The following is a 20,695-nucleotide window of genomic DNA, read 5'->3' as shown; positions in this document are numbered from 1 at the left end:
AGGGCACTGTCATTCCGGGGCGTCCGAAGGACGAAGCCGGAATCCATGTTACCGCCGGTCGTATCGATAGATAGATTCCGGGCTCGCTCGCTCTGCACGCGCCCCGGAATCACGAGTTAAGTCGACTGCCCCGCCTTTCGTCGCCTTCTCACGGTCCGCGCGCTGCTCTATCCTGCGTCGCAACGAGGTCTTTCCCGGGAGGAAATCATGAAAATGCTGCTTGAAAAACTGGCCGCGGCGCTGGTCGCGCTCGCCATGGTTTCCGTAGCCAGCCTTATTCCCGCGTCGGCGGCCGCGCAGAGCAAGGTCACCATCGCGGTGGGTGGCGGCGCCTGCCTCTGTTATTTGCCGACGGTGCTGGCGAAGCAGCTTGGTGAATATGACAAGGCCGGGCTTGCCGTCGAACTCGTCGACCTCAAAGGCGGTTCGGATGCGCTGAAGGCGGTGCTCGGGGGCAGCGCCGACGTCGTCTCCGGCTATTTCGACCATTGCGTCAACCTCGCCGCCAAGCATCAGGAGCTTGTGGCGTTTGTGGTCTATGACCGCTATCCGGGCGAAGCGCTGGTGGTATCGCCGAAGCACACCGGCGAGATATCAGCAATCAAGGATCTCGCCGGCAAGAAGGTCGGCGTCAGCGCGCCGGGCTCCTCGACCGATTTCTTCCTGAAATATCTCCTGAAGAAAAACGGCGTCGATCCCGCAAGCGTTGCGGTGATCGGCGTCGGGCTTGGCGGCACCGCGGTCGCTGCGATGGAGCAGGGGCAGATCGATGCCGCCGTGATGCTCGATCCCTCGATCACCGTCCTGCAGGGCACGCATTCGGACCTGCGCATTCTCTCCGACACCCGCACCGGCAAGGATACGCTGGAGGTGTTCGGCGGCGAATATCCGGGTGGCGCGCTGTATTCGACCGCGGCGTGGATCGCTTCTCACGAGAAGGAGACCCAGGCGCTGACGCAGGCCATCCTCAATACGCTTGCCTGGATTCACAGCCATTCGCCCGAAGAGATCATGGCGAAGATGCCGAGCGAGATCGTCGGCAAGAACACCGAGCTTTATCTTGCCGCGCTGAAGAACACGATTCCGATGTATTCGCAGACCGGCAAGATGGACCCGAAGGGCGCCGACGCCGTGCTCGCGGTGTTCAGCCTCGGCTCGGCGGAAGTCGCCAAAGCCAATATCGACGTCACCAAGACCTACACCGACAAGTTCGTCGAAGCCGCGAAGAAGACGACGGGTTCTGCGAAGTAGAATTCTTAAGGATGACATCGCCCGAAATCCATCGCATCGCGACGCTCGAATTGAAGGTGAAACCCTTCGCCTGGCCGTTCGCGCAAGCGCGTCGCGAGGAGATCGACGCGCATTTTGCCGAAAAGCGGCGCGACAGGCCCGGCATCTGGAACGGCCGCGTGCTGCTCGGCCGCAACGCGGTGCGGTCGGGCGATCATCTCTCGGCGGAGTTTTTCGAGACCGATTTCGCGAGCTTTCTCGCCTGGCGCGACTGGGGCTTTCCGGACACCGGCGTGTTCAACGGCTTTGGCATGGGCGCGGTGCGATCCTCCGACGGTGCGTTCCTGCTCGGCGAAATGGGCGGCCATACCGCCAACGCCGGACGAATCTATTTTCCCGCCGGCACGCCCGATCCCGACGACATCAGGGATGGGGCGGTCGATATCGCCGGCAGCGTGGCCCGGGAACTTGCGGAGGAGACCGGACTTGGCGAATCGGACTATACCAAGGACGGGTATTGGACCTGCGTCTTCACCGGCGCTTCGATTGCGATGATTCGTATTCTGCGCGTCGCGCTTTCCGGCGCCGCGTTGCAGGCGAAAATCGAGGCCTATCTCGCCCGCGAGAGCCAGCCGGAATTGCGTGCCGTTCACCTCGTGCGTGGAAGTTCCGATCTTGTGCCGGCGATGCCGGTTTTTGTCAGCGCGTTTCTTGCAGCTCAATTTTAGCACTAGTGCGGCGAATTTGAAGTTCCTATCAGTTTCGCCGCGAGTTCTTTATAGGAACTTCAAATTCAAAAGCCGCACTAGAACATGTCGTTTGCTAGTGCCCATAGCTTTCCGAAGTTCGTGAAAGCGGGTGCTGCGATGGAGCACGAACTTCGGAAAGCGGGCACTGGGTGACATGGGCAAGAAGGCCAAGCAGTCCAAGAAAGCCAGGAAGGCGAGGAAGGCCGCCAAGAAGGCGAGCCGATCCCTGATCAGGCGGCTGGAGCCGTTCGTCACTCCGTTCCGGTTCGACGGCAAAAACCACTTTCACCTGAAATCGCACAATACCGCCGAGAAGGGCGGTCTCGACAAGGACGAGGGTGAAAAGATCCTCGAGGCCAACCGCCAGCGGCTCAGCGATCTGCAGGAGCGGCTTTACGCTCAGGACAAGTGGTCGCTGCTTGTGATCTTCCAGGGCATGGATGCCGCCGGCAAGGACAGCGCGATCAAAAGCATTTTCGAGGGCGTCAACCCGCAGGGCTGCGAGGTCACCTCTTTCAAGCAGCCGACCTCCCACGAACTCGACCATGACTTCATGTGGCGCGCCATGATCGCTCTGCCGGAACGCGGCCGCATCGGCATCTTCAACCGCTCCTATTACGAAGAGTGCGTGGTGACGCGGGTGCATCACGACCTGCTTTCGAAAGAAAAGCTTCCGGGCAAGCTGACTGGTCCCAACATCTGGCGCGAGCGCTTTGCCGATATCACCGCGTTCGAGCGCTACCTTTCCCGCAACGGCACCTTGGTATTGAAATTCTTCCTGAACATTTCGAAGCGAAAGCAGCGCGAACGCTTCCTCGAGCGGCTGGAGCTGCCGTCGAAGAACTGGAAGTTTTCCATGAGCGACGTCACCGAACGCGCGTTCTGGCCGCGTTATATGGCGGCGTACCAGGACGTCATTCGGCGCACTGCGAGCCGCGATGCGCCCTGGCATGTGGTGCCGGCCGACCACAAATGGTTTGCCCGCGTGGTGATCGGTTCGGTGATCGTCAGCGCGCTGGAGGAACTCAAGTTGCGTTATCCGCGCATCGACAAGGCTTCGAAAGCGGAATTTGCCAAAGTGCGCAGGGCGCTCGAAAGCGAGGAAAAGGTCGCTGCAAGGCGCGCGGCGCGTTCGACCCGACGGCCCGCCAAAAGGACGGCGGACGACGCCTTTTAGGCCAGAACCCGCAGGTTTTGCCGCCCGCTTTCGCCGTGTAGTTACAAATTAACAGTAAAGCAGAACCAATTCGCAAACGTTCAGCCGTACCCATTCACGCATGGGATACGAGGCAGGACTTGGCGCACAGGCGATGGCAAACGAGCAGGACCGGCTCGCCGCGCTCGACCACTATGACGTGCTCGATACTCCGGCAGAGGAAGCGTTCGACCGCATCACGCGGCTCGTTCGCGGCATCTTCGGCGTCTCGATGTCGACTGTCACGCTGATCGACGGCCATCGCCAGTGGTTCAAGTCGCAGCAGGGAATGCCGAACGCCGAGACCGAGAGGGGGCCCGCGCTCTGCAACGCCGCAATCCAGTACTCGCGGCCGCTGGTCGTGCCGGACACGTGGCACGACAAGCGGTTTGCCGACAATCCGTTCGTCACCGGCGCACCGTTCATCCGCTTTTATGCCGGCGTGCAGTTGCGCTCGCCGGAGGGACACGCGATCGGCACCCTGTGCGCGATGCACGATCAGCCCAAGACGTTCGACGCCGCCAAGCTTGCCATTCTTGCCGACCTCGCCAAAACCGTCACCAGCGAACTCGAGCTTCGCACCGTCGCCACCAGGGATGCGCTCACCGGCGCATTGTCGCGGCGGGCGCTGCGCGAGGAGCTCTCGCGCGCGATCTCGCTGGCGCGGCGTCACCGCTTCGAGCTGAGCTGCATCTTCTTCGACCTCGATCATTTCAAGAGCGTCAACGACGCCCATGGCCACGGCATCGGCGACCAGGTGCTGCGCGCCTGCGTCGAGGCCTGTCGCGGTGAGTTGCGCTCTACCGACAGCATCGGCCGTTTCGGCGGTGAGGAGTTCGTCGTCCTGCTGCCGCACACCGGCGGCGAGGCCGCGCTTGCCGTCGCCGAGAAGATCCGCAGCGCCGTGGCGCGCAGCCGGGTCGAAACCGAGGCAGGACACTTGCGCGTCACCGCAAGCTTCGGCGTCGCGGCGCTCGATGGCGGCGATATCGATGTCGACCAGTTCATCAAACGCGCCGACACCGCGCTCTACGCCGCCAAGGCGGCCGGCCGCAACAATTGCCAGATCTGGCAGAGCGCCGAAGCGGCCGATCCGGGTCTATTGCGCCGCGTGCTCAAGGCCGGCCAGATCACCTTCAATGGCGGCCGTTCGACCGTCGAATGCACCATCCGCGGGCTGTCCCGTTCGGGCGCTTTATTGCAGGTCATTTCGACCGCGGGCGTGCCGGAGCGGTTCAAGCTGGGGGTGGTGTCGGATGAGCTGCACCGCATGTGCCGGATCGCAACCAAGCGCGACACCCAGATCGAAGTCGTGTTCGAATAGTTTCCCCCTTGCCGAGAACCTTGCTCTGGGATCAAATCGGCGGGCGTTCAACCATTCCCCGGGGAGATACCATGCTTAGAAAAATCATGCTGGCGGGCATTGTCGTCGCATTCGCCGGCGGCTCAGCCTTTGCGCAGGACATGAGCTGCGATGCCAAGGCGATGGGCAAGGACGGCAAGCCGCTCGCCGGCGCGGCCAAGACGTCCTTCATGAAGAAGTGCATGCACGATAGCTGCGCCGCCAAGGCGGTCGGCTCCGACGGCAAGAAGCTCGCGGGCGCGGCCAAGAACTCCTTCATGAAGAAGTGCGAAGCGGGCGGCTAGTCTCACATTAGTTGCTGATCGACTTGAATCGAAAGCCGTCCCTTGTGGGCGGCTTTCTTTTTCATCTTGGGAAAATGCGCCATCGAAATATGGCAACCGCTCCCAAGTTTGGCCTCGTTCGTTCCTAGAACTTGCAAGGAAGCGCCCCATTAATCCCAAAAAACCGACGCCTCATATCGGTAGCCAGCGCGTTGGCCCAATATGTGAGTGAGTAAACATGGCGCATCACAATCCCTCATCGAGGTCGGAAGACGGACTGGTGTCCACGGCTCAGCCGATCGCCGGCGAGGCTGCGGAACGTACGGAACAGCTCCAGGCGCAACTCAAGACCTCGGAGCGGTTGACCGAATATTACAATCAGGTCGTCGCCGAAATCCGCGCCTCGCTCGAGCAGATCGAGGAGAGTGATAAGGCGTCCTGAAGTCGCGTCCGACGCGAGAAGTTCCGTTGTCATGCCCGGACTATCCGCTGCGAAGCGCGTCTTCGCGAGCGGATATGCCGGGCATCGACGTTTTGAGGGCCGGGTCATCGGCCGCTATGTGCATGTTCACATCAAGGCCGCGCAACGAACAAGGCGACACCGCACTTCAAACGCAATCAGGGCGAACTGGTAGCGTTTGGTGGCCACTCCACAACTACACGTGAATGGAGTGTGATCATGCCGACGATTGAAGAAGAAAAACCCGCCAAGCCGCGTGCGCGCGGCCGCAAGGCGGATCAACGCAATGCAAAGAGCGGGCGGCCGCAGGCCGAGGTGAGGACGGAGGCGGATCCCGTCAGCGCCCTGGCGATCGAAAGCGAAGCGGCCGCGACCGAATCCGCTCCGGTCGAAGCGGTGCCGGCCGAGCCGGTTTCCGTCGAAGCGGCTCCAGTTGAAGTGGTTTCCGCTCCCGTCGAAGCGGTCGCGGTCGAGCCTGCGCAGATGGTTGCGGTCGAAAAAGCCCAAGAGGCCGCGCTGAGCGGCGAAGTGCTTCCACCGCAAGTTCTCAGGCCCGCGTCCCAAGTCGATGGTTTTGCCGATGGCTTTCAGGCGGTTGCACAGGCCTGCGACGAATACACGAAAAAGTCGTGGCTCAATGGCCGTTTTCTGGTCGAGCGGTTGATCGCGGCGCGTTCGTTCGACGAGGCCTTTGAGATTCAGGGCGAGTTCGCCAAGCAGGCTTATGCGAACTTTCTGGCCCATTCGCAAAAGATGTGCGTGCTCTACGGCGAATGGGCCCAGCAATGGTTCAGGCCACTTGAAAAATTCGCAGCGCAATGGCCGCGCAGCTAGAGTTGAGATCGGCGGACCATCAGAAAACAGCGGGCGCTAAATGCGCCCGATGCTCTCAATCGGGGACGCGCCCGGCATGATGCAGCCAGGCGTGGATGATTTGCCATTTGTCGCGACGGCCGGGGCGGAAATCCAGTAGCGGAGAGCGTCTGTCCTGAAGTTCGCAAAAGAACTTCAGCGTATCGCGGGCGGTTGGCGCCTCGGGGTCGATCGGTTGGGCCTGAAGCCAACGATCCCATTCCTGCAGTACCTGGGACTTCCACTGATCCTGTCGCATCGAACACGCGTCCTCGTCTTACAGACGTGATGAGACCCCCTTTCGCGAAAGGGGTCCGGGATGGTTCGCGCTGGTCTTTGGGAGCAGGTTTCTGGCGCGATCGCTCGGGGAGAGCGATCGGGAAAGTGCCCGACGCCGCCGTGTCGGTGAACACCTTCAAACCCACTATGCTCAGGAGGGCTTAATCGTTTCTAAATGCGTCTGCATGGATGTCAAGCCATTGGTCCGGATTTGGTGCAGGGTGCCTCACCGAGCTCCCGCACTGTGGCCAATAGATCGCTGTCATTGTGCACACAGCGCTTTGAATCTAACATCGCGCGGCCGAACAGAGATCGACGATATGCCGAAACGCATTCCAAACCGCCGTCGCAACGGCCTTCCGGAAGATCTTGCGAAAGGTCTTGCAGCAAAGCGGCGTGCAAAAGGTCGTGGCGCCGCGCTGCGACGCCTGCATGTCGGTTTGGTGACGGCGGCGCTGACGCTGGCAGTCCTCGCCGGTGCGTCGGCACCTTCCGCGGCACAACCGGTGCTGGCCTCAAGTGTCCCGCTCGCGTTCGGCATGAGCCCCGACGAGGTCTCGGCTGCGCTGGGCGTGCCGCTCGGCTATATCAGCGGCAGCCGTGGCAACGAACTGCTGCTGGCACTGCCGAACGTCAAGGGCAGCGCGCTCACGATCCGGAGCGACGGGCTTTATCTGCAATTTCGAAGGGGAAGGCTGAGCGGATGGAAAGGCGACTGGGGAACGGCCAGGCCGCCGGTGGTGGGCTGGTGATGCGGAGCCTCTTGACCATCGCGGCCCTGGTGCCGGTGCTCGCGGCCACGATCGCTACTGCCTCGGCTCAGGGCTATGGCGAAGGGCGTCGCTACGGCAACGGCAATACCGCGAGCTTCTTCTACTACGACAACCGCGACGATCAGCGCGATTTTCCGACCAATGGCGTCTTCCCCGGCAATTTTGCCACCAGTCCGTTTTTCGCCGGCGTCGGCGCCGCCGGCTGGCTCGGCAGCAATCCGCAGCATCAGGGTGCGCCCTATCCATCCCAGAGCTACACCGTCAACGCCCACGGCATCGTCGCCTGTCCGCGTTACCGGATCGAACAGGCCGCCGATGGCCGCCGCTACAGCCGCTGCCTGGCGCCGTAACTAGCGTTTTACGCACAATCTGCGCCCTATTGCGGTCTTGACGGTCCGCGACCCCTTCAGGTCAGATCAGCGTCATGGTCCGGGCATTTTCACGCGCGATTCTAGCCACGATTGTTGCGGCGCCGCTTGCGGTGTCGTCCGCTGTGGCTGCCGAAACCCAGAATTTCGAAACCTCAGCCGCGACGCTCGCCGAAAGCTGCGGCAAGGATATCGAGGCCAATTGCCTCGGCGTCAGTCTCGACGCGCCGCGCCTCAAGGAATGCCTGTCGCGCAATCAGGACAGTGTCTCCGCGCAATGCCGCGCCGACTACTTCAAGGCCTTTGATGCGATCCAGAAACGGGTCTCCGCACGCAGCGCCGTCTGGAGGGCCTGCGAGCGCGACAAGCAGAAGATCTGCGCCGACGCGCAAGGCAAGCCCGGCGAGACCATCACCTGCCTGTTGAAAGCGCCGACCAAGAGCCTCGGCTGGGCATGCAATCAGTCGCTGACCCAAGCGGGGTACCGCTGATGGCGGCGCTGGCGCGCACTTTGGCCCGAGCTTCAGTTCTGCTGGTCGCTTGCCTGCTGGCGATCGCGGCCGCGCCGGCCCGCGCGCAGGAAGGGCCGACCACGGAAGCCATGGTCGGCGCATTGGACAAGCTCGAGACGCCATCCGATCTCGAAGTGCCGGCGCTGCGCCAGCAGGCGCAAGACCGCATCAAGGCGCGGGCCGACCTGAACCCGCTCAAGCGCCCGCTGCTTTCCGCCGCCCTCAACCGGCAGCCCCATATCGACCTGGACATCCAGTTCAATCCGGATACGCCGGTCATCCGCCCGGAATCCTATCGCACGCTCGGACGCCTCGCCGACGCGCTGACAAATCCGGCGCTGATGTCGTTCGCGTTCCTGGTCGTCGGCCGCGTCGAGGCCAACGGCCGCCGCGACAACAATCTGGCGCTCAGTCATCGTCGGGCCGAAGCGATCCGTGACGCGCTGGTGACGACGTTCAAGGTTTCCTCAAAGCGGATTTTCGCGGTGGGCCTCGGCGAAGAGCAATTGGTGGATGCGAATAATCCGAAAGCCGCGGTCAATCAGCAGGCCATGGTCGCCACGCTGCACGAGATCGTGCCGGTCGCGGGCCCTGCAGGCGTCAAGCCGGCAGAAGCCGGAAAATCCGCAACTGCGCGCAAGGCTGGCAAAAAATAACGATCCGTAGAGGCTGTCGGATCCTTGGTTTACGGGGCGTCCCTGCGACCCGTTTCCTCCAAGGCTTGCGCCGGGACGCTGTCTTGTTGCTCGCGCTCCGCTTTCCCGCGCCCTGTTTTTTCCGGCTGCGGGGCAAATCCGAAAATTGAATTAAATACCGCGCGTTTCCAGTACTCCTACGGAGCAGATCGTTAATCGTTTGCTCGCTTCCCTGGGAACACAATCATCGGCCGTACTTTGAACTGGTATTGTGTTTTCAGGTATTGCTCCGATGACGACAGCGCAGGCAGAATCCGCCCGTCGTACGCGCGAATACCTCGCGCGGCTGACGCCGCTTGCGCGCTCGAGCCTTTTGACCGAAATCGAACGGCTGCAAATGTACGGCGAGGATGTTTCGGCCTTCGCGCCGATTCTCGCGGCGTTGCGCGCCGAATTCCGCCAGAGCGGAGAAAGCGCGAGCCGGGTCGGCAATCCGTCGCGCTACTTCTTCAAGCCGATTGAAACCTTGTTTGTCGACCGCGCCCCGGAGCGGGCCAATGCCGGGCAGATTTCGCGCGGATCGCTGGCGCCGATCTGGGAATGGATCAACCATGAACTGCTGCCGACAATGGCCCGCGACTATTGCGAGGCGATGAAAACAGCGCTGGTCGGCGGCCATGTCCAGGAGGCGAGCCGGATCGCCGACGCCTTTCAGTCCAAGGTCATCAAGTCGCTGCAGGGAAAGCTGGCTTCCACGGAAGGCGAGAAGTCGGCCGAACAGGGGCTCGCGCAATATACGAGCTCGCGCGCCTGCATCAGCGATCTGAAGAAGACGCTTGCGGCCTTGCAGATCCGCGAGGCGATCGTCGCGCTCGAAGGCGCGCTGCCGGCCAAGATCGATCGTCTGGAGGGCGAAGCGCTGGCCAAGGTGCAAGCCTTGCTCGATGCCTTCGTCGCCAAGCATCCGGCGGAGGCGCCCTTTGCGTTGACGGTGATCATGAAGCGCCTTAAGCACCCGTGGCAATTGGTGCAATTCGCGATCCGCTCCGCCTACAGCAGTGCGGCCAGCGACGTCGCGACGTCGCGTTATGCGATCGCGGTCTCGATGGTGCTCGACCATCTCGACGACAGGCGCTGGCTGCTGCGGCAGGCGTTGAAGAGCAACCGGGTCGAAACCGCCAAGGAGATCCTGGTCGACATCTACGATGTCGAATACCAGCTCCACGACTGGATCGCGCGGCTCGACCAATCGGATTGGGGCAGGCGGCTCGACGAATGCATGGCCGCGCTGGCTGCGGATCTGGACGCCGAGTACCACACCATTCCCGGCGACATTCATGACGCCCACCTTCACCATGTCCTGGAAGGTGTCGAGCGGCGCCGGCCGGGTGCGGGCCTGCTGCATCACTTGTGGCTGAAGGGGCGCGATGTGCTGGCTAGCGTCCCGATTCCGAAGTTCGCAGCCGCTTCGGAGCCACATCTCGAACTTCGGAATCGCAAGGACGCTAGCTAACTTATTAAACTAGTGTGGCTTGGGTTCAGAAGTCCGCATGAAGAACCCGCGGCGGCATTGATGCGGACTTCTGAACCGCCACACTAGCGTCCCGATTCCGAAGTTCGCAGCCGCTTCGGAGCCGACTCCAGAATCCAAGGGACATTAGCGGCTCGACCACAGGCAGGCGGGTTAGACGGCAATTCAGGGCCGGAATCCATGTCGCCGGGACGAATGCCGGGAGGAATGGATTCCGGGTCCACCCTTCGCGTGTCCCGGAATGACGGTGGCCATTAGGTCACCCTTGCTGACCATCTTTTGGCGTTGCGGCGGACTGCCAAACTCGTCTAAAACGACCACCTCTCGGCGATCTTGAAACCAAGCGTCAATGGTTTTGCCTGAAGCTTCGTCGAAACGGGTCCGGAAAATGCTGATTCGCTGCGAAAAGATCGAGGTTTTGGGGGAGACGGCCATCGCCGCCGGTCCCAGCGCGATCTCGCCTGCGTCGCTGCCGGCCCTCCTTCTCGGCGGGATTCTTATTCTTATCGGCCCCTGAGAGCCGGCTGGGCGATTGGCGCCTGGGCACTCAGGGGTTCGCACACGACAGCCACCGAGAAACCCCTTCAGCGCTCCCGAGCAAAGCGCATCGACCCAAAGGAATAAGCCAATGACTTCCGCCCCCAAGTCCGAAAAGGACCGCGTCGTTATATTCGACACTACCTTGCGCGACGGCGAGCAATGCCCCGGCGCCACCATGACGTTCGAAGAGAAGCTCGAAGTCGCCGAGATGCTCGACGACATGGGCGTCGACGTCATCGAGGCCGGTTTCCCGATCACGTCGGAAGGCGACTTCCAGGCGGTCAGCGAAATCGCCCGCCGCTCCAAGAACGCCGTCATCGCCGGCCTGTCCCGCGCCCATCCCGACGACATCGACCGCTGCGCGGCGGCGGTGAAATTTGCCAAGCGCGGCCGCGTGCATACGGTGATCGCGACCTCGCCGCTGCATATGCGGGTGAAGCTGAACAAGACGCCCGAGCAGGTGCTCGAGACCTCGGTCGCGATGGTCTCGCGTGCCCGCAACCAGATCGACGACGTCGAATGGTCGGCCGAAGACGGCACGCGCTCGGAGATGGATTATCTGTGCCGGATTGTCGAGGCCGTGATCAAGGCCGGCGCCACCACCGTCAACATTCCCGACACCGTCGGCTACACGGTACCCGAGGAATACACCGCCTTCATGCGCACGCTGATCGAGCGGGTGCCGAATTCCGACAAGGCGGTGTTCTCGGTGCATTGCCACAACGATCTCGGCATGGCGGTGGCCAATTCGCTCGCCGGTGTCGCCGGTGGCGCCCGCCAGGTGGAATGCACCATCAACGGCATCGGCGAACGCGCCGGCAACGCTGCGCTCGAAGAGATCGTGATGGCGATGCGCGTGCGCAACGACAAGTTTCCGTACTGGAACAGGATCGACACCACGAAGCTCACCGCGGCCTCGAAACTGGTGTCGGCGGCGACCTCGTTCCCGGTGCAGTACAACAAGGCGATCGTCGGCCGTAATGCTTTTGCCCATGAGAGCGGCATTCATCAGGACGGCGTGCTGAAGGACGCTTCGACCTACGAGATCATGAAGCCGGAAATGGTCGGCCTGAAGCAGTCCTCATTGGTGCTCGGCAAGCATTCGGGCCGTCATGCCTTCGTCCACAAGCTGGAGGAGATGGGCTACAAGCTCGGGGCCAACCAGATCGAGGATGCGTTCGTGCGGATGAAGGCGCTCGCCGACCGCAAGAAGGACATCTACGACGAGGATATCGAGGCGCTGCTCGATGAGGAGATCGCCGCTTCGCACGACCGGATCAAGCTGGCTTCGCTGACCGTGATCGCCGGCACGCACGGGCCGCAGCGCGCGACCATGAAGCTCGACGTCGACGGTGCGATCAGGATCGAGGAAGCCGAAGGCAACGGCCCGGTCGATGCGGTGTTCAACTGCATCAAGCGCCTGGTGCCGCACGAGGCCAAGCTGGAACTGTACCAGGTCCATGCCGTGACCGAGGGCACCGACGCGCAAGCGGAAGTGTCGGTGCGGCTCGCGCATGAAGGCCGCTCGATGACCGCGCGCGCCGCCGACCCCGATACGCTGGTGGCTTCGGCGAAAGCCTATCTCGGCGCGCTCAACAAGATCGTGATGAAGCGCCAGCGCGACGTGCCGGCGCAGGCCGCGGGATAACTACGTCCTTCGTCATCCGGGATGGCGCGTGAGCGCCAGACCCGGAATCGATCGCGCCGCGGCGTCGTGCATCGTCAGCTGCTCTGCTGCATCGAGGCGTAGGGTTTGATCAGGCTCGCGAAGACAAGATCGGAGGCGGCGACGAGCCGCCTGTTTTTCATTCGGGAACCGATGGGCCCGTCCGGTTCCAGCCTGCTCTCATAAAAGTGCATGGAACCTCGATCTGCGGAAGGCGTTCTCCGCGCGGCCCGGGTGTTCCCCGGCCAGGGCGGAATTGCAGCAACGGAGAACAAGATGAACCGAGGAAGAATGACGATCGCGGCGACGACGCTCGCCTGTGCAGCCGTGCTTTCGATGGGCTTGCCCGCCGGCAGCGCCCAGGCGGTCGAGAAATCCGAGGCGCGCGGCGCCAGCCACATGCGCTCCTCCGAGCACATGGCCTCGCGACATATGGCGACCGCTCCGCGCGAACATATGCGGCGTCACGTTGCGCGCGGTTACGCGCGCGGCTATGGCCCGGGCTACCGCCGCGGCTACGGACCCAACCCGGTCGAAGCCGGTGCGGATGTCGCCGCAGGCGCCGTCAACACTGCCGGCGCCGTGGCAGCTGGCGCCATCGGCACCGCGGGCGCGATCGCCGCCGCACCGTTCGGCGGCGGACCCTACGCGGCCGCGCCGGGCTACGATCGCGGCTATTACGGCAGCAGCACCTGGGGCGATTTTGAGTGCAGCCCCGGCTATGCCGGCTGCCGCCCTTATGCAGAGAAGAACTGGTACGCACGCTGATCGCCTGCATCCCGGCGAGACGAAAAGAGGCGGCCCTAACGGCCGCCTCTTTTGTTTCGGCTACCGGCAAATAGGGCCTCGGACCCCGGCACCCCACGCGCCATGTGGCGAAAAGAGCCTCATGCTTCGCGCGCGTCTTTCGCCGGCATATCAACGTGCAATTGAAAATGCGCGTTCAGTTAATGGTCGGTAGGTCGGAAGCCGCGGCGGTTCGGATTGCAGTAACGACTTTCTTACGGGAGGGCCGATAAGCACACGACGTCCTCGATCTGGTCCTGCCGGAAATAGGACAGCGATCCCGCGATGTTCTCAGCATGGCGGGATCGCTTAGTTCGACGCCGTCAGCTCGCGGGGAGGCAGGCCTTGGCTGCCCTGTTCCAGACGAAACGGGACGGGCAGGGCCGCTGCGGATGGGCGCCGGCCGGACATTCATTCCAGGCGACCGCGCCGACTTCCCAGCCATTGACCACGCAGGCGCCCTGCACCGTGCTGTGACAGCCGGGGCCGCAATCGTCGAATGCCTGCGCCGCGCCGACGCCGAGGCAAGTTGAAAGCAGCACCGCAACGATGATCCGTCTCATGTCAGTCCTCCGCGCGCGCGAAGCCAGTCGCGACTTCCTTTAACTCATCGGTACAAAGAACAGTTCCGCCAACGCGGCCCGGCCTCGAAAGAGGGGATAGGGAGATATCGCGCGGAGCAATAGGGACTGGATGCGCTCACTCCGCCTTGTTGCGGCCGGTCCGCGGGTTGAGCGGCGGCGTGCCCGGCCGCATCAGCCCTTCCGGCAATACGGGTTCGCTTCCCGGCAATGGATCGGCGCGCACGTCGGCGCCCCATTGCGCCTTCTCATGTTCGTTGGTCTTGTCCCTGATCTGCTCGCCTTGCGGCAGGCCGTCTTTGTTGATGGGATCGTAGGTCCCGCTTCGGGTATCGCGCGTATCGATGCCGGGTCTTGCCATGGGCGCATCTCCGCTGTCGTTCTCAGCGTCAACGCGCGCGACTGCGCATGGGTTGCGAAGTGGAACAGGTTTGCAAAATGAAAAAGCCCCCGCTGTCGTGAACCAGCGGGGGCTCTGGGTGGATGTCGCGAGGCTATGAGGGAGCCTCATAGGTGTCGCTCCATGGACCCGCAATCTGAGATTAGCGCAGCGACCCGGTTCCCGCGCGGCTGTATTTTGTGCAGGCGACGGCGGCGGCTACAGCAGGCACGCCAATCACGTTCGCTTCGGCCCGTTCTCATCTGGCCTGCAAAGTGTCGCGCGCGGGCAAGATCACAGGCACATGCTGCGATGAACTCGTCACGCGCGGTGCGCCATCGGCATAGGTCGGCTGGGCATCGTTGCGGCCCTTGAGCAAGGCTTCGAGAACGAGGAAAAATTTTTCCGCCAGCATTTTGATGAAACTCCTTGTCGCATCAATTGTGAGGATGCTGCGCCGGTTCTGTTTCACGTCGGTTTCACGCCGTCGGTGAAATGGTTTCGTTGCGCGTCCTCGGAGGTTGTTGCCGTCACAACGGCGTGAGGTGCAGCGTCTGGCGGCCCGGCCACGGCGGCCTCGTACCTGTCGGCAAGCGCCAGCAGCCGCTTCCGTGTGAAGGGATCGGCGCGGCTTGCGAGGTCGCGGACCCGTCTTGCCCGGCTTTTGCAGAGGTTCTCGTCCGGCATGGAGAGGTCTCATCAGGCATGGCGCCGAGATAAGCGCGAAGTGGGCCGGCCTTCATTATCGTAGGTTAGTCTTGGGCGAGGCAGGACCCGGCGCGACGCCGGCCGCCGGCACGGCGGTCTCGCCCTCGCCGCGAGGACAACCCTGCGCTATGCTGTCTCCCATGCCGGCCTTCATCTGCAACACCTGTGGCACGCAGTATTCTCCCTCGGAGGATACGCCGCGCGCGTGTGCGATCTGTACCGACGAGCGCCAGTTCGTCCCGGCCGCCGGCCAGTCCTGGACCACGCTGGAGCGGCTGCAAAGCTCGCACGCCAACAAATTCCGCCGCCTTGCGGCCGGGCTCACCATCATCGAGACCACGCCCGCCTTTGGCATCGGCCAGCGTGCGATCCTGGTCCACACCGCCGATGGCAACGTGTTGTGGGATTGCATCGCCCTGATCGATGACGCCACCATCGACCTCATCAAGGGGCTTGGCGGCGTCAAGGCGATCGCCATCTCGCACCCGCATTACTACACCACCATGGTGGAGTGGAGCCGCGCGCTCGGCGGCGTGCCGATCCACCTGCATGCGGATGATCGCGAGTGGGTGATGCGGACCGACCCGGCGGTGCGGTTCTGGCAGGGCGAGACCCTATCGATCGGCGCGGGCCTCACTCTGGTCCGGCTCGGCGGGCATTTCGCCGGCGGCACGGTCCTGCACTGGGCGGACTGGAACGAGGGCCGCGGCGTCGTGCTGTCGGGCGACATTCTGCAGGTGGTGCCGAGCGGGCATGTCAGCTTCATGTGGTCGTACCCGAACCTGATCCCGCTTTCCGCGGCCAAGGTCCGGCGCATCGCGCAGCGGCTCGAGCCGTTCGCGTTCGATGCGGTCTACGGCGCGTTTTCAGGACGCGGCCAGATCGACACCGGCGGCAAGCAGGCGGTCGCGGCCTCGGTCGCGCGGTACATCGCGCGGATCAGTGAAGGCTGACCGCGGGATCAGTGAGAGCTGACCGCGCGGATCGGCTTCACGCGCCCTAGCAGCCGCGGCAGATCCCCGTGAACGAGCTGACCTCCCGGTGGCTGCGCCGGCGATGCCATCGTCTGCTTCTCGGCTCGATCGCATGCGCGCTGATCGGCTGCTGCGAGGCATAGGGATAATAGGTCGGGGCGGCGGCGCGGCTCGGCCCTGGCAAAGGCCCTTGCGGCACCGTGATCATCGGGGTGTTGGAGCGGAGCGGCGGCACGCTAGCGGCATTGCCGATGCCAGAGGGGTCGGAGAGCGCGCGGGGATTGGCGGGACCGTAGGGGATGCCGGTGACCGGGGCGGTGCCGGCGCCGGCCGCGCCTGCGGGCGGCGTGATCTGCGCGTGTCCTGCGCCCGCGAACCACTGGCTGGCGAGCAGCGCGACGACCAACGGAATGACGCGCGACATCGGGCTCTCCCACGCACTCTAATAGGAATATAGGGCGCGTCTTCCAGCCCATCCAGCCGCCATCATGCGGTTTTGAAAAGCCAGGGCCGAACCCGTCAGAACATTGCCGGACGAGCGTGACGATCGTTGTTGTCGAGGGGGGCTCGGCTGTGGCCGCCATGGGAAACCCAGCGAGGTCGTGGTGGCGGCACAAAAGGCGGACCTCACCCGCCGAAGCAGTTCACTGTGGCAGGGTGAGCGATCCAGTCGGCATCTCAATCGGCATCGATTTGGTCCAACTCACGCTTGTCCTTATTCGTCTCGAACATCGCGCCAAACATGATGATGGGCAGATAAAAGAACAGCATGGCAATATCCTCCATTGCCACGACAACACCCGCTTATCTCCGCGCGTTCCCGAGATAAACAGCCATGCCGCTGGAACGCTTTCGGCCCCTATCGAGCTACCTAGTCGGCCTTGGGCTTTACGGACATTTCGCGCCCTGACCTCGCCATTGCCGGCCGTATCTGCCAGCGCCCCGACATCTGCCGGTCACAGACCCAGACATTATGCTAGTGTGGCGGTTCAGAAGTCGCATCGTTTCCGCCGCTCATCGGTGATGCGGACTTCTGAACCGCCGCACTTTGTCGGGCGACCAAGGAATTCGATCGGGCCACCGCACTCAACCGCACGGGTGTTTCGATGATCACAATTCCGGAACTGATAGCGCAGGCTTTGGGATCGTTTCTGACCTCGGACACCAAGAGCCGGTTTGGCGCCTCGCACGCGCGCCTCGCCGAAGTTGTGCCATTCGCCGCACGCCTGACCCTCGACTGCATCGGCAACAGCGATGCCCTTTATCACAACATCGAGCACTCGATGCTGGTCACGCTCGCCGGGCACGACATCCTGATGGGACGTCAGATGCTGCGGGCGACCACCGCGGAGGACTACGCCAATTTCATCCTGGCCTGTCTTGCCCACGACATCGGCTATGTGCGCGGAATCCTGCAAGGCGATACCGACGAGGTTTACGTCGCCGATCTGAGCGGCCGCACCATTCAGTTGCCGCGCGGATCGTCCGATGCGGCGCTCGCGCCCTATCACGTCGACCGCTCAAAGCTGTTCGTCTCCGAGCGCCTCGACGGCACCGAGGAGGTGGATGCGCGGCGGATTGCGCGCGCGATCGAATATACGCGCTTTCCCTATGCGACGACGTCGAACGACGACGACCTGGTCGAAGAGGAGGGGCTGCTGCTGCGCGCGGCCGATCTGATCGGCCAGCTTGGCGATCCCAACTACCTGAGAAAGACCAATGCGCTGTTCTATGAATTTGAGGAAATCGGGTTGAACAAGAAGCTCGGCTACGACACGCCCGCCGACGTCGTCTACAAGTACCCGCAGTTCTACTGGAACAACGTCGCGCCGCAAATTCAGACCGCGATACGCTATCTCAATGTCACATCGAGCGGGCGCCAGTGGATCGCAAACCTCTATGCCAATGTCTTCCGCGCCGAACGCGAACTGAACCTGTCCGGCCCGCAGATGTGAGAGCTGCCGCGATGGTTGCAGGTGAGGCGGCCGCGCGACGACAAATGCGAGACAAATGACACGGCCCCAGCGCCGGATGCGCTGAGGCCGTTCCGATAACCATCCGGTTCTCGTGTTCCGGTTCTCAGCTTCCCGGAGGTTTCAGGTTCGGGCTGACGCCGCCGGTGCGGGACGGGTCGCGGCCGGAGAAGCCGTGGTTGACCTCGTTCCAGAACTCGTCCGAGTCGCGAGGCGGGTAGCTGCCGGGCGGCACGTCGTATCCGCGATAGCCATAATAGACCGGCCCAGGCCCGTACGGACCGCCGACGTAGGTTCCGTAGAACTCCTGCGCGAACGCCGGCGTGGCGATTGCCGCAGACATGATCACTGCGGCGCTGATCAGTTTGATCCGCGTCATGTTGGTCTCCATTCATTTTACTGGAGTGTCAATCGCGGTAGACGGGGGGCGGTTCCGGCTTTGCAATCACTGCCGCGTGAATTCCACGCCGCGCGCGGACCGGTCGCAGTATCGACCAGTCGGCTAATAAACGCCAAAACGCACACCAGCCAATGAGGGGGGCCGCAGCGATCAGGTCATAGAGCTTGGTCCGCCGAAACGCCTCGAGACGTCCTGTCGTCACGGCGATGACCATTCTGCCAAATCCCCCGGTGGCCAGGTCGCGCGAGGGCGCGACGAGAAGACTTGCTCTGTTTTGCATCGGATTTGTCTTTGATGCCACTGGATGACGCCCTTTCGTGCCGGAGCCGGACCCATCACAAGCATTTTTTCCTCGCTCTCGCACCTGCGAAGAAGCGGGTTTTTCGTTCGCGGCAAAGGCAGCGGAGTTTCCAAACCGCCACGCCAGGTTGAACAAACGGTAGCATGGTTCGTTGGTGCCTCTCTCATCCGGAGGAAACCACCGTGAAGATCAGGACTGTTGTTCTCGCGACCGTGTTCGCGCTCTCTGCTTCGCTTGCCTTTGCCCCGGCACAGGCGAAGCATCGCCATCACCACCACAAGCACCACATGATGACGGGTACGGGCGCAAGCGGCCCATCGGGCCCAAGCACGGACGGCGGCGGCGTCGACAAGTCGCGGGCGGGGGCCCGCGGGGTCAGCCGCAAGCCGCCGGATTGAGGCGCGCTAACATCATCAGAACGGGCCTCGCTTCGGCGGGGCCTTTCTTCTTGCGCTTCCGCCATTCGTCGCACGGCAGAACAGGAACCACGGCTCGCCTGGTCGATTGGTGCTTTGGTCACACCGAGGCAGATCAAGATGAGCGGCGATTCCCGGACACTGTTCGACAAGACGGCCGAGGCCGTCAACGAGGCCACGGAAGCGGTGCAGGCGACGACCGAAAGCATCGCGAGTGCGATTGAAGACAGCCGCCGGCCCGGCGGCGTGCTCAATCAGGTAAGTCGACTTACCAGAGAGGCGCCGCTTCGCGCTCTTGCGATCGCGTTCGTCCTTGGCATTGCATTCGCTCGCCGCCGCTCGTGAGATCGCGTCTGACGGCTCGCGCTTCTACGCAGGCTCGCTGCCGGCGGCAATGGCGCGCTCGATTTCTCCGGCGAGCACCTTGTGATGCTCCGCCAGCCTGCCGAACAGTTCGCGCTTCTTGCGATCGGTCGCCAAATCCCGAATGATCTCGCATTCGGCGATCTGCACCCGCAGTTTTTCCAGGTGCGCCTTCATGTCCTTCATCTCAGCAGCTTTCTTTGGGAAGCCTTTTGGCGGGCAATTCGGGTGATTGGGTCCAGGCGTCGAGGTGGGCTGCGGCGTCGGCCTGACGGATCTTCTGCAAGGCCAGGTCACGCTCGGGACCTTGCGGCAGCTGCGCCACCTTCTTTCGTTCTTCTTCCGTAAAGGCCTTCAGGCGATCCTGAAGCGATCGGGATTCTTGCTGGCGGTCCATGTTGCTCCTCTCAGCGCGAAAGCCATATGCCCTGCACCGATCGAGCGAGTCTGCGGGAAATCTTTGGGAAAAACCAGCAATGTATTTTGAATGCAAGGCGCAACTTTTTTCGAACTGCTGATTTTGCTCAATTGGCTGCAGATACTATCGCCCGACTGGCGCGCCTCCATTGACGTCCGGAGGCTGTTCGCCGCGTCGTTCGCAACCAGTCCTTCAGCAGAGGCGCGAGGCGGTGCAGGCGGCAAGCTCAGTCGCGCGGGCCGGGCTTGGGAGCGGCCGTCGTGCCGGCCTCCAGCTCGTTGATGATGTCGCCAATCAATCGTGCGGCAAGCGGATCGGTCGTCTCTTCCCGCATCATTCGAAATCTCTCCAGAGCCGCCTGTCGCTCTGCGTCATCATTCTCATCGGCCATGCCTGAACTCCCGCGTCGAGAACCGACTCCGAACCCGGTGGATCGGTTTCGAGGGAAAGCAAAGATTTTACACAGGGTTGATTGGTTCAGAAGTGTACTGAACGTCGTCGCGAATGCAGGCAGACCCTGATTTTTCCGGCGATCACCACATGCCTACGTCGTCCAGTCGTCGTCATGATCGAGCTCAGATCGTGATCTCGGCGCGCGTTGGAACTTAGCCCGGCCTGCCGATTCTTATTCCCCCTGAACGCGCATGAGGGAAACGGGATGAAGATAGCCTCGGCGGCCATCATTGGCCTGGTGTTCGGTTCGATGCAGCCTGCGTTTGCGCAAGCCGTCAGGTGGAGCTCCTTCACGATCCCGGAAACCGGCACCTCGGTTGAGATTCCTGCTTCGATCTTCAGCGATCGGGCCGGCCGCGCAGGGGAAGGTTATGGTCAGCGTTTCCAGACACACGACCGTCGCGCCAACCTCACGATCCAGACGACAGCCAACGTCTCGAGTGAGACGCCCGCCGCCTTCCTCGCCAAGATGCACCCGCCCCAACGCATTCAATATAAGAGGGTGACGTCGCGCTTCTTCGTGGTGT

The 20,695-nt window shown here is 62.7% G+C and carries 28 protein-coding genes; 19 read left to right on the top strand and 9 right to left on the bottom strand.

The annotated features are described in order from the left end of the window. The first annotated feature begins 207 nt into the window (after nucleotides 1-207). From VFL62_RS18740 to VFL62_RS18675, 14 genes are all read left to right on the top strand, one after another. On the top strand, nucleotides 208-1,251 hold the full coding sequence (locus VFL62_RS18740; RefSeq protein ID WP_325173874.1) for an ABC transporter substrate-binding protein: 1,044 nt from the start codon (nucleotides 208-210) through the stop codon (nucleotides 1,249-1,251). A gap of 11 nt (nucleotides 1,252-1,262) precedes the next feature. Beyond that, nucleotides 1,263-1,958 (top strand): NUDIX hydrolase, encoded by a 696-nt coding sequence (locus tag VFL62_RS18735; RefSeq protein ID WP_325173873.1) that lies wholly within the window; start codon nucleotides 1,263-1,265, stop codon nucleotides 1,956-1,958. A 175-nt stretch (nucleotides 1,959-2,133) separates the two neighbouring features. Then, entirely contained in the window at nucleotides 2,134-3,156 is a 1,023-nt protein-coding gene (locus VFL62_RS18730) for a polyphosphate kinase 2 family protein (RefSeq protein WP_325173872.1), read from the top strand. A 133-nt stretch (nucleotides 3,157-3,289) separates the two neighbouring features. Next, nucleotides 3,290-4,498: a sensor domain-containing diguanylate cyclase gene (locus VFL62_RS18725; protein ID WP_325173871.1), complete on the top strand. Its 1,209-nt coding sequence runs from the start codon at nucleotides 3,290-3,292 to the stop codon at nucleotides 4,496-4,498. Between the two features lie 71 nt (nucleotides 4,499-4,569). Beyond that, nucleotides 4,570-4,821 carry a hypothetical protein gene (locus VFL62_RS18720; protein WP_325173870.1) on the top strand — a complete coding sequence of 84 codons (252 nt, stop codon included), beginning with the start codon at nucleotides 4,570-4,572 and terminating at the stop codon, nucleotides 4,819-4,821. A 259-nt stretch (nucleotides 4,822-5,080) separates the two neighbouring features. Next, nucleotides 5,081-5,242, top strand: coding sequence for a hypothetical protein (locus tag VFL62_RS18715; RefSeq protein WP_325173869.1), 162 nt, complete (start codon nucleotides 5,081-5,083; stop codon nucleotides 5,240-5,242). Nucleotides 5,243-5,479: 237 nt separating this feature from the next. After that, nucleotides 5,480-6,094, top strand: a complete 615-nt coding sequence (locus tag VFL62_RS18710) for a phasin family protein (protein ID WP_325173868.1) — start codon at nucleotides 5,480-5,482, stop codon at nucleotides 6,092-6,094. A gap of 617 nt (nucleotides 6,095-6,711) precedes the next feature. Next, nucleotides 6,712-7,143, top strand: coding sequence for a hypothetical protein (locus VFL62_RS18705; protein WP_325173867.1), 432 nt, complete (start codon nucleotides 6,712-6,714; stop codon nucleotides 7,141-7,143). Next, nucleotides 7,143-7,514, top strand: a complete 372-nt coding sequence (locus VFL62_RS18700; protein WP_325173866.1) for a BA14K family protein — start codon at nucleotides 7,143-7,145, stop codon at nucleotides 7,512-7,514. The genes VFL62_RS18705 and VFL62_RS18700 overlap by 1 nt, the downstream gene beginning before the upstream one ends. Before the next feature lie 74 nt (nucleotides 7,515-7,588). After that, entirely contained in the window at nucleotides 7,589-8,023 is a 435-nt protein-coding gene (locus VFL62_RS18695) for a hypothetical protein (protein WP_325173865.1), read from the top strand. Continuing rightward, the gene (locus VFL62_RS18690; RefSeq protein WP_325173864.1) at nucleotides 7,987-8,700 is read left to right on the top strand and encodes an OmpA family protein; all 714 of its coding nucleotides are present in this window, start codon (nucleotides 7,987-7,989) and stop codon (nucleotides 8,698-8,700) included. The genes VFL62_RS18695 and VFL62_RS18690 overlap by 37 nt, the downstream gene beginning before the upstream one ends. Nucleotides 8,701-8,971: 271 nt before the next feature. After that, the gene (locus VFL62_RS18685) at nucleotides 8,972-10,192 is read left to right on the top strand and encodes a hypothetical protein (RefSeq protein ID WP_325173863.1); all 1,221 of its coding nucleotides are present in this window, start codon (nucleotides 8,972-8,974) and stop codon (nucleotides 10,190-10,192) included. 646 nt (nucleotides 10,193-10,838) lie between these two features. Next, a complete protein-coding gene (locus VFL62_RS18680; protein WP_325173862.1) occupies nucleotides 10,839-12,398 on the top strand; it encodes a 2-isopropylmalate synthase in 1,560 nt (519 codons plus the stop codon). 294 nt (nucleotides 12,399-12,692) lie between these two features. Continuing rightward, nucleotides 12,693-13,184, top strand: coding sequence for a hypothetical protein (locus VFL62_RS18675; RefSeq protein ID WP_325173861.1), 492 nt, complete (start codon nucleotides 12,693-12,695; stop codon nucleotides 13,182-13,184). A gap of 341 nt (nucleotides 13,185-13,525) precedes the next feature. Here the strand turns inward: VFL62_RS18675 and VFL62_RS18670 are convergent, their stop codons facing one another. From VFL62_RS18670 to VFL62_RS18655, 4 genes are all read right to left on the bottom strand, one after another. Further along, nucleotides 13,526-13,765, bottom strand: a complete 240-nt coding sequence (locus VFL62_RS18670) for a GCG_CRPN prefix-to-repeats domain-containing protein (RefSeq protein WP_325173860.1) — start codon at nucleotides 13,763-13,765, stop codon at nucleotides 13,526-13,528. 136 nt (nucleotides 13,766-13,901) lie between these two features. Continuing rightward, nucleotides 13,902-14,144 carry a hypothetical protein gene (locus tag VFL62_RS18665; RefSeq protein ID WP_325173859.1) on the bottom strand — a complete coding sequence of 81 codons (243 nt, stop codon included), beginning with the start codon at nucleotides 14,142-14,144 and terminating at the stop codon, nucleotides 13,902-13,904. Between the two features lie 277 nt (nucleotides 14,145-14,421). Next, nucleotides 14,422-14,577 carry a hypothetical protein gene (locus tag VFL62_RS18660; protein ID WP_325173858.1) on the bottom strand — a complete coding sequence of 52 codons (156 nt, stop codon included), beginning with the start codon at nucleotides 14,575-14,577 and terminating at the stop codon, nucleotides 14,422-14,424. Nucleotides 14,578-14,630: 53 nt separating this feature from the next. Beyond that, on the bottom strand, nucleotides 14,631-14,849 hold the full coding sequence (locus VFL62_RS18655; protein WP_325173857.1) for a hypothetical protein: 219 nt from the start codon (nucleotides 14,847-14,849) through the stop codon (nucleotides 14,631-14,633). 161 nt (nucleotides 14,850-15,010) lie between these two features. On the opposite strand from VFL62_RS18655, the gene VFL62_RS18650 reads away from it, so the two are divergent. After that, nucleotides 15,011-15,823, top strand: coding sequence for an MBL fold metallo-hydrolase (locus VFL62_RS18650; RefSeq protein ID WP_325173875.1), 813 nt, complete (start codon nucleotides 15,011-15,013; stop codon nucleotides 15,821-15,823). A gap of 46 nt (nucleotides 15,824-15,869) precedes the next feature. On the opposite strand, the gene VFL62_RS18645 is transcribed toward VFL62_RS18650, so the two are convergent. Next, complete coding sequence (locus VFL62_RS18645; protein ID WP_325173856.1) at nucleotides 15,870-16,268, bottom strand: hypothetical protein; 399 nt, start codon at nucleotides 16,266-16,268, stop codon at nucleotides 15,870-15,872. Between the two features lie 682 nt (nucleotides 16,269-16,950). On the opposite strand from VFL62_RS18645, the gene VFL62_RS18640 reads away from it, so the two are divergent. After that, complete coding sequence (locus VFL62_RS18640; RefSeq protein WP_325173855.1) at nucleotides 16,951-17,799, top strand: metal-dependent phosphohydrolase; 849 nt, start codon at nucleotides 16,951-16,953, stop codon at nucleotides 17,797-17,799. A gap of 124 nt (nucleotides 17,800-17,923) precedes the next feature. On the opposite strand, the gene VFL62_RS18635 is transcribed toward VFL62_RS18640, so the two are convergent. After that, the gene (locus tag VFL62_RS18635; protein ID WP_325173854.1) at nucleotides 17,924-18,196 is read right to left on the bottom strand and encodes a hypothetical protein; all 273 of its coding nucleotides are present in this window, start codon (nucleotides 18,194-18,196) and stop codon (nucleotides 17,924-17,926) included. A gap of 504 nt (nucleotides 18,197-18,700) precedes the next feature. Here VFL62_RS18635 and VFL62_RS18630 point away from each other — a divergent pair. Together VFL62_RS18630 and VFL62_RS18625 are read left to right on the top strand one after the other, a co-directional pair. After that, the gene (locus VFL62_RS18630; protein WP_325173853.1) at nucleotides 18,701-18,916 is read left to right on the top strand and encodes a hypothetical protein; all 216 of its coding nucleotides are present in this window, start codon (nucleotides 18,701-18,703) and stop codon (nucleotides 18,914-18,916) included. Between the two features lie 138 nt (nucleotides 18,917-19,054). Continuing rightward, a complete protein-coding gene (locus VFL62_RS18625) occupies nucleotides 19,055-19,279 on the top strand; it encodes a hypothetical protein (protein ID WP_325173852.1) in 225 nt (74 codons plus the stop codon). Nucleotides 19,280-19,303: 24 nt separating this feature from the next. On the opposite strand, the gene VFL62_RS18620 is transcribed toward VFL62_RS18625, so the two are convergent. From VFL62_RS18620 to VFL62_RS18610, 3 genes are all read right to left on the bottom strand, one after another. Continuing rightward, complete coding sequence (locus VFL62_RS18620) at nucleotides 19,304-19,483, bottom strand: hypothetical protein (protein WP_325173851.1); 180 nt, start codon at nucleotides 19,481-19,483, stop codon at nucleotides 19,304-19,306. Nucleotide 19,484: 1 nt separating this feature from the next. Beyond that, a complete protein-coding gene (locus tag VFL62_RS18615) occupies nucleotides 19,485-19,694 on the bottom strand; it encodes a hypothetical protein (protein ID WP_325173850.1) in 210 nt (69 codons plus the stop codon). A gap of 247 nt (nucleotides 19,695-19,941) precedes the next feature. Further along, complete coding sequence (locus VFL62_RS18610; protein WP_325173849.1) at nucleotides 19,942-20,106, bottom strand: hypothetical protein; 165 nt, start codon at nucleotides 20,104-20,106, stop codon at nucleotides 19,942-19,944. A gap of 267 nt (nucleotides 20,107-20,373) precedes the next feature. On the opposite strand from VFL62_RS18610, the gene VFL62_RS18605 reads away from it, so the two are divergent. Then, a partial coding sequence (locus tag VFL62_RS18605) for a hypothetical protein (protein WP_325173848.1) occupies nucleotides 20,374-20,695 on the top strand: 322 nt, incomplete at its 3' end.

The organism is Bradyrhizobium sp. (genome assembly GCF_035701725.1).
GTDB lineage: Bacteria > Pseudomonadota > Alphaproteobacteria > Rhizobiales > Xanthobacteraceae > Bradyrhizobium.
Note: the sequence above shows the minus strand (reverse complement) of the source record. Positions and strands in the feature narration are given on the sequence as shown.